General features: G+C 41.8%; 9 protein-coding genes. 8 read left to right on the top strand and 1 reads right to left on the bottom strand.

From position 1 onward, the window contains the following. Positions 1-124: 124 nt before the first annotated feature. The gene (locus CSV80_RS16580; protein ID WP_099671758.1) at positions 125-919 is read right to left on the bottom strand and encodes a histidinol-phosphatase HisJ family protein; all 795 of its coding nucleotides are present in this window, start codon (positions 917-919) and stop codon (positions 125-127) included. Positions 920-1,074: 155 nt separating this feature from the next. Between CSV80_RS16580 and hisZ the strand changes: the two genes are divergently transcribed. The 8 genes from hisZ to hisC all read left to right on the top strand — a co-directional run bounded on the left by hisZ (position 1,075) and on the right by hisC (position 8,223). Next, complete coding sequence (gene hisZ, locus CSV80_RS16575; RefSeq protein WP_158231938.1) at positions 1,075-2,307, top strand: ATP phosphoribosyltransferase regulatory subunit; 1,233 nt, start codon at positions 1,075-1,077, stop codon at positions 2,305-2,307. Next, a complete protein-coding gene (gene hisG / locus CSV80_RS16570) occupies positions 2,295-2,930 on the top strand; it encodes an ATP phosphoribosyltransferase (RefSeq protein ID WP_099631444.1) in 636 nt (211 codons plus the stop codon). The genes hisZ and hisG overlap by 13 nt, the downstream gene beginning before the upstream one ends. Then, on the top strand, positions 2,927-4,207 hold the full coding sequence (hisD, locus tag CSV80_RS16565; protein WP_099671756.1) for a histidinol dehydrogenase: 1,281 nt from the start codon (positions 2,927-2,929) through the stop codon (positions 4,205-4,207). Before hisG ends, hisD begins: the two co-directional genes overlap by 4 nt. Further along, a complete protein-coding gene (hisB, locus tag CSV80_RS16560) occupies positions 4,207-4,791 on the top strand; it encodes an imidazoleglycerol-phosphate dehydratase HisB (RefSeq protein ID WP_099671755.1) in 585 nt (194 codons plus the stop codon). The genes hisD and hisB overlap by 1 nt, the downstream gene beginning before the upstream one ends. A 258-nt stretch (positions 4,792-5,049) precedes the next feature. Continuing rightward, positions 5,050-5,775 (top strand): 1-(5-phosphoribosyl)-5-[(5-phosphoribosylamino)methylideneamino]imidazole-4-carboxamide isomerase, encoded by a 726-nt coding sequence (gene hisA, locus CSV80_RS16555; protein ID WP_099671754.1) that lies wholly within the window; start codon positions 5,050-5,052, stop codon positions 5,773-5,775. Next, on the top strand, positions 5,762-6,526 hold the full coding sequence (gene hisF / locus CSV80_RS16550; RefSeq protein WP_099671753.1) for an imidazole glycerol phosphate synthase subunit HisF: 765 nt from the start codon (positions 5,762-5,764) through the stop codon (positions 6,524-6,526). Before hisA ends, hisF begins: the two co-directional genes overlap by 14 nt. Further along, entirely contained in the window at positions 6,519-7,169 is a 651-nt protein-coding gene (gene hisIE / locus CSV80_RS16545; protein WP_099671759.1) for a bifunctional phosphoribosyl-AMP cyclohydrolase/phosphoribosyl-ATP diphosphatase HisIE, read from the top strand. The genes hisF and hisIE overlap by 8 nt, the downstream gene beginning before the upstream one ends. After that, on the top strand, positions 7,162-8,223 hold the full coding sequence (gene hisC / locus CSV80_RS16540; RefSeq protein ID WP_099671752.1) for a histidinol-phosphate transaminase: 1,062 nt from the start codon (positions 7,162-7,164) through the stop codon (positions 8,221-8,223). The genes hisIE and hisC overlap by 8 nt, the downstream gene beginning before the upstream one ends. Positions 8,224-8,258 lie beyond the last annotated feature (35 nt).

Below are 8,258 nucleotides of genomic sequence, written 5' to 3'. Positions count from 1 at the left end.
AAATACGGCAAAGCGAACCCTTCGTTGTTCGCTTGGCTCAAGCCACGCCCCTCGGAAAGCGTGCCTTTCGGAGTGCAGGGAAACGGGGTGAGATAGTTATGTCGCAGCCTCTTTTCTATTCCTCTTATAAAGAAGAAATTTTATGGAATTCAGGTTGGCCTTCTGTAAATGTAGCCAAATAGTTAAAGCCGATTGACTGATATAACTCTAAAGATTCTTTGAACTCATGTGCAATTTCTGTTGTTCTATGCGCATCTGAACCAAGAGTAATGATTTCGCCTCCGCATTGTTTATACAAACGCAAAATGTCTTCACTTGGCATATTATGTGGCAATCCGTAGCGAGTTCCCGAAGTATTCAGTTCAATCCCTTTACCATCTGGTATAATAGTGTTGAAGATCTTTTCTAAATAGTCATGAAATAGATTAGCTGGCGGTTGATCAGTATAGCGTTTAATCAAATCTGCGTGTCCAAGCACACTGTAACGCTTATAATTCTGAACACAATACAATAGTTCTTTGTAATATGTCTCAAAGGCAGCCTCTGTTGAACGATCTTCAAACAACTCGCGATAATGTAAGGATTTATTTTCGACTGTATGCAGTGAACAGATGACGAAATCAAATTCATGCTCGTCCATCAATTCTTCGTAAAGATGCAAGAGGTCAGGTTGCAAGCCGATTTCAACCCCTTTTTTAATCGTCAGTTGTCCATCGAATTGTTCGTTCAATTGAAGAATCTTTTGTGCATATTCAATTTTATCAAAATCGAAATGAATCGTTTCATCCGGATATTCATAATCGATGTGATCGGTAAAGCAAATTTCGGTAAGGCCTTTAGCGATAGAAGCTTTGGCCATCTCTTCCATCGGGATTTCACAATCCGCTGAAAATGCGCTGTGCATATGATAATCAAACATAGTTTCCAGTCTCCTTTTCTTTACTACATATTGTAGCAGATGAACGATGCTACTAACAGTTGACAATGCTCTCTATAACCATTATAGTAATAATTAACTTTAGCGTAGTAAAGCAGTGAAGTATATTTTTCGCATGAAAGGCGGTAGAAGATATCTTGTATTCTGAAATTCTTGGAAATGAACATGAAAAGCATGAAAAAATCATCGGCACATTAGGAAAACGATTCACTACATATGGCTATAAGCGAATTAAAACATCCGCATTTGAACAATATGATCTGTATTCCAATGTACGTACCTCTATCAATCAAAACGAAATGATCAAGGTGATTGACTATACCGGCGAAGTACTCGTATTACGCCCGGATGTAACAATACCATTGACACAGCAACTCGTTCAGTTGAATGATAATTTACCCGAAGAAATGCGTTATTATTATGTGCAAGAAGTCTTTCGGCAGACGTTCCAGGAAAATGAACGTATCGGTAAAACACAGGCAGGAGTCGAGTTCTATTGCAAAAGTTCACCCGCATCAGATGCTGAAACAATTATGCTTGCATGTCACGCATTACGAGACGTTGGTTTCACAGATGTGAAAATCGAAATTGGTTATGCTGGTTTCTTTAATGAATTAATTGCGGACTCTGATATCACTGCAGAACAAACTGTGGAACTCAAGACGTTGATTCAAGCAAAAAACGTCGTGGAAATAGGTCCGTTCTTACAGCGATTGTCTATAGACCCTTCTATTAAAGAAGTACTCGAGCAATTACCTCTATTATACGGTGCACCTGAAGTAGTGTTTGAAAGACTACAAAACTTACAGGTTAGTGAATCGGCACAGGATGCGATCAAATATTTACAGCGAACATGCGATATCGTCGAACTATACGGCTTGAAGAAGCATATCGTCATCGATCTCGGCTTGATTAACCACATGGGGTATTACTCGGGAATCATTTTCCAAGGCTATGTTGAGAATTTCGGCAAGCCCGTTCTGATGGGCGGCCGCTATGACGCATTAAGCGAAGAGTTTGGAATGAAATTACCGGCGATTGGTTTTGCATGTGAAATCGAATCATTAGTCAAAGCTTCATCTAGTAGAGAAAAGAAGGAACGATATAGCATCGATGTGACTGTAATATATGAAGAGAGCCGCATTAAATACGCAATCGATATTACGAATGAGTTGAGAGAGCGTGACTATCGTGTCATTTCTAAACCTATGAAAGATGCAGAAAATCAGACAGACAGTCTCTACACGATTCAATTAACAGAACAACAAAACAAACTAGTAGATCAAGAAGAAGTAAAGGAATTCATCGACTTCAAACAATTGCTTGAATTGATCGCAAGCAAGAAAGGGGTACCTGAATGGATTATCTAACAGTAGCAATGGCAAAAGGACGAACAGCTGAACGGGCGATGAAGTTTCTAGAGAAATCAGATGTGCATTTCTCAGAATTCACGGATGAAAGCCGGAAGCTCGTCATTTATGATGATAAACAAAAGATCAAATTAATTTTTGTCAAAGCAGTAGACGTTCCAGTGTATGTTGAAAAAGGCGCAGCGGACGTAGGAATTGTGGGGAAAGATGTCATGATGGAAGATCCTCGTGATGTCTATGAATTACTGGACTTAGGAATTGGGCGTTGTAAGCTGGCGGTGGCGGGATATCCCGATACACCAATTGAAAACATACCATTTCTGACGGTCGCTTCAAAATATCCATTAGTTGCGAAAGAGTTTTTTGACAAAAAAGGTATCCGAACAGAAATGATTAAATTGAATGGGTCAATTGAACTCGCGCCATTGATCGGCATGTCAGATGTTATTGTCGATATCGTCGAAACGGGTACAACATTAAAAGAAAATGGTCTCGTCGTCTTGCAGGAGATGGCAGATGTCAGTGCCCGTTTAATAGTTAACAAAGCGAGTTATGCTACGAAAACTGAAGATATCCAGCAGTTCATCAAAGATATGAAGGAAGGCTTGGAGGTGCGTTCATGAAGATCATACGTGGAGCTGAATTCACAGAAGAGCTACTAAGACGCAATGATTCCAATCAAACAGATTTGGAATTTGATCGCAATGTCTTATCGATCATTGACCAGGTGCGTTCCGAGGGTGATCAAGCAGTTCTAGATTTCACTGAACGTTTTGACGGCGTGAAGCTAGATAGCTTGATTGTCACAGAAGAAGAAATTAATGAAGCGGAACAAGCAGTTACAGAAGATTTCTACCGTGCATTGCGCTCAGCAAAAGAGCGTATCACGACTTATCACGAGGCGCAAAAAGAGCAATCGTGGTTCTTGAATCCGAATGAAGGGATCATGCTCGGTCAGAAAGTAACGCCAATCGACAGTGTTGGACTTTATGTACCGGGCGGAAAAGCAGCCTATCCGTCGACGGTCTTAATGAATGCATTGCCAGCGAAAATTGCAGGAGTTGGACGAATTTCCATGGTGACTCCACCTCAACGTGATGGCAAGATTAATCCCTATGTTTTAGTTGCAGCAAAAGAAGCGGGTGTAGATCGAATCTATAAAGTAGGTGGAGCACAAGCGATAGCTGCTCTAGCGTATGGTACAGAGACAATTGAAAAAGTTGTCAAAATCACGGGCCCTGGTAATGCATACGTTGCAAGAGCGAAAAAGTGGGTGTTCGGTGATGTAGCGATCGATATGATTGCTGGACCAAGTGAAATTTGTGTCGTAGCCGATGCTCATACGAATCCTATTTATGCAGCAGCAGATTTGTTGTCCCAAGCAGAGCACGATGAGCGCGCTGCTGCAGTGTGCATCACAACAAGTGAAGCATTTGCGGCTGAGCTTTCCAAAGAAGTAGAACGTCAGATAGCTGAACTCGATCGTAAAGAAATCGCAACACAGTCTATAGAGCAATTTGGCCGTATCATTATAGTTGATTCATTGAAAGAAGCATTTGATATAGTGAACCGTTTAGCACCAGAACATTTGGAGCTCATGATTGATCAGCCTATGGAGCACTTGGCAGCTATACGAAACGCAGGAGCGATCTTCCTAGGTCAACATTCACCTGAAGCATTGGGTGACTATATGGCTGGACCAAATCACACATTACCGACGAGTGGAACAGCAGCGTTCTCTTCTCCATTAGGTGTTTATGATTTCATGAAAAAGTCGAGTATTATCTATTATTCCGAGAACGCTTTGGCAGAAGTGGCAGATGACGTCATTACTCTAGCAGATGCCGAACAATTAACAGGCCATGCCAACTCGATCAAAGTACGAAAGGCAGGATACTAATGCGTAAACAACAACTAACACGTAAGACAGGTGAAACATCTATTGAAATGGATTTTTCGTTAGATGGCACGGGAGAGACGAATATCCACACAGGCGTTGGTTTCTTTGACCATATGCTGACGGCATTCGCAAAACACGGACGTTTTGATCTATCCGTAACATGCGATGGTGACATTGAAGTGGACCAACACCATTCCGTCGAAGACATCGGTATTGTACTTGGACAACTATTCAACCGATGTATCGGGACAAAAGAAGGAATAGAACGCTTCGCCTTAGTTTCCACACCAATGGACGAAGCACTATCCACTGCATCCATTGATATCAGCGGCCGCTCATTCCTTGTTTTTAACGTAGATGGAATGAAAGACAAAGTAGGAGAATTCGACACAGAACTAGTCGAAGAATTCTTCCTAGCGTTCACAAACAACGCAAAAATCACATTACACATCAACTTGAACTACGGAAAAAATACACATCACATCATAGAATCCGTATTCAAAAGCTTCGGCCGTGCCCTACGCGTCGCCAGCACCATCAACCCAGAAATAAAAGGCATACCTTCTACTAAAGGGTCCTTGTAATTAAATATTTCACGGTTTTGAATTCTGAAAGATATTCTAGTTGATCTTCACTGCGGGCGGCGACTCCCGCGGGGTAAGCATGAGTCTTGAGACCCCGGACAGATGCCTTAATTTCTGCAAAGTACACAGAAATACGGCAAAGCGAACCCTTCGCTGTTCGCTTGGCTCAAGCCATGCCCGCAGGAAAGCGTCCGCCCGGAGTGCAGATCAACGGCGCTAATGTATTATCCAAATTTCATTTATTAGGAGGACTAGTTGATGATTTTATTCCCAGCAATCGACATTAGAGACGGCAAATGTGTTCGCCTCATCCAAGGTGACTACGCACAAGAAATAATCTACAATGACTCACCAACCAACATGGCACAAGAATGGCAAAATCAAGGAGCCGAGTACATCCACGTCGTAGACTTAGACGGCGCCAAAACTGGAAACTCCGCCAACAAACAAGCCATCGAAGCCATCGCGAAATCAGTTAGCGTACCCGTTCAAGTAGGCGGCGGAATCCGAAACATGGAAATTGTCGACTCGCATATCGAAAACGGCGTTGCACGTGTCATTATTGGCACTGCAGCGATCCAAGACCCTGAATTCTTGAAAAAGGCCGTGGAAAAATACGGTGATAAAATTGCTGTTTCAATCGACGCGCGTAACGGCTTAGTCGCAACAGACGGTTGGACAGAAACAAGTGACGTCAAAGCAGTTGATTTATTGCAAGACTTAGCGGAAATTGGCGTCAAAACAGTTGTCTATACAGACATCATGAAAGACGGCATGCTTCAGGGACCAAACTTTGAAGAACTGAAAATAATGGATGACGCGTCTTCGATCGATATCATCGCATCAGGTGGTGTATCGACAGAAGAGGACATTAAGAGACTCGCTGCTGAAGACATGTACGGAGCTATTATCGGGAAAGCATTATATGAAGGCAATCTATCCTTAAAAAAACTATTGGGGGACGACAGTCATGTCAACAACTAAAAAGATCATTCCGTGTTTAGACGTAGATAATCGTAAAGTTGTAAAAGGAAAGAAGTTTCTAGACGTACAGGAAGTGGCAGACCCCCTTACATTAGCAAAAAAATATGTCGCGGACGGCGCAGATGAACTCGTCTTTTATGACATCTCCGCATCGACGAAAAATCGTGGCATGTTCCTCGATTTAATTGAGGAAATTGCAAAAGAAGTACCAATCCCATTCATCGTAGGCGGAGGAATTCGTACGCTCGAAGATGTGGACAAAGTATTTGATCTGGGTGGTAACAAAGTCTCCATCAATAGTGCAGCTTTGACAAATCCGGAACTAATTAAAGAAGTAGCAGATAAATACGGATCAGAGCGTGTAATGTTATCAATGGATGTTCGTCAAGAAGGCGAAAACAAGTGGTCGGTTTATGCAAAAGGTGGTATGGAAGAAACAGGGATCGATGCGATTGAATGGGCGAAGAAAATGGAAGCACTTGGCGCTGGTGAGCTGGTCGTCAATAGTGTGGACGAAGATGGTGTCAAAGACGGTTATAATCTTGCACTTAACCGTGCTATGGCTGAAGCTGTCAATATTCCAATCATCGCAAGTGGTGGCGCAGGAAAACCTGAACACTTTAAAGAGGTACTGACAGAAGGAAAAGCAGATGCAGCTCTGGCTGCTTCCGTATTCCACTTCAATGAAATTAATATTCGAGACTTAAAAAATTACTTAGCAGAAGAAAATATTGCAGTTAGGAATGACTAAAATGACACTAGACATCAATGCATTACAATTCGACGACAAAGGTCTAATCCCAGCGGTTGTACAAGACGATCGCACAGGCGAAGTCCTAATGCTTGCTTACATGAACAAAGAATCTATTGAAAAGACGCTAGAAACAAATGAAACATGGTTTTATAGCCGCTCAAGACAGGAACTTTGGAATAAAGGTGCAACATCCGGAAATACACAGCAAGTTCAACGTATATCTGTAGACTGCGATCAAGATACATTGCTAGTCCAAGTTACACCAAAAGGTCCGGCGTGTCACACAGGCGAGAAAACTTGCTTCTTCACAACGGTAATGGAAAAAGAAGAATCATTACGTGAAGTCGTCTATGAAGTAATCGACGAAATCGCAGATCGCAAAGCTAATCCGATAGATGGTTCGTATACGACGTATTTATTCAATGAAGGTATCGACAAAGTGTTGAAAAAAGTCGGAGAGGAATCTACAGAAGTCGTAATTGGAGCAAAAAATGCTGATAAAGAAGAAGTGTCCAATGAAATTGCAGACCTAGTCTACCATACACTTGTATTGATGAATATTCTTGACCTGGATCTAACGGATGTTCAGCAAGTGTTACGTGAAAGACGACCGAAAAAGGAAGTGCCACGCAATGAGTAGATTTCTGAGCACTGTTGCGCGCCGTACAGAACCTTATGTTCCGGGTGAGCAGTTGAATCAGCCAGATATCATTAAATTAAATACGAATGAAAATCCATATCCGCCAAGCCCTAAAGTATTAGAGGCCATTCAAGCAGAATTGAATGGGAACACGTTACAGCGCTACCCTTCACCAACAGTAGATCCATTGCGTCACGCGATAGCGGAGACGTACGGACTGACAAAAGATCATGTTTTTGTTGGTAATGGCTCTGACGAAGTATTGGCATTTTCATTCATGGCATTTTTCGAGCCAGGAAAAACTATTAAGTTTCCTGAAATTAGCTATAGCTTTTATCCGGTCTATTCCAAGCTATTTAATATTTCATTCGAAAAAGTACCATTAAATGCTGATTTCACATTACCCAAAAAGCAGTTCTATAATTCACCAGGCGGCGTCATTCTACCAAACCCAAATGCACCAACAAGTATTTATGCTGAGTTGGATGTAATCGAAGACATTTTGCGAAACAATCAGGATCAAGTAGTCATTATTGATGAAGCGTATATTGATTTTGCAGGTCCGTCTGCGATGAAACTGATTGATCGCTATCCAAATTTACTTGTAATTCAAACCACGTCTAAATCTCGTGCACTCGCTGGATTGCGTGTCGGATTCGCACTTGGACAGCCTGAATTGATTGCAGGATTGACGCGCATCAAAGATTCATTCAACTCGTACACGATTGATCGTTTAGCTATGGCCGGGGCTACTGCTGCATTTGTAGATCATGCTTACTTCTCGGAAAGTACAAATAAAGTTATTCGCACACGTGAATCTACAGTCCATACTTTAGAAGAATTAGGATTTGAAGTTCTTCCTTCGGATGCAAACTTCGTCTTTGTAAGACCTCTGCATAAGGACGCAAAAGTGTTGTATCAACAATTAAAAAGCCGCGGAATTTTAGTCCGTCACTTTGATCAAGCGGACATTCGTGAATATTTACGTATTTCCATCGGTACAGACGAACAGATGAATACGCTGTTTGAAGTGCTTAAACAACTTACTAAATGAATAAATCGTTCAAAAGCCATTCGATACTGAATGGC

The sequence above is a fragment of the Sporosarcina sp. P12(2017) genome (genome assembly GCF_002743035.1).
In the GTDB taxonomy this organism is placed as follows: domain Bacteria; phylum Bacillota; class Bacilli; order Bacillales_A; family Planococcaceae; genus Sporosarcina; species Sporosarcina ureae.
Note: the sequence above shows the minus strand (reverse complement) of the source record. Positions and strands in the feature narration are given on the sequence as shown.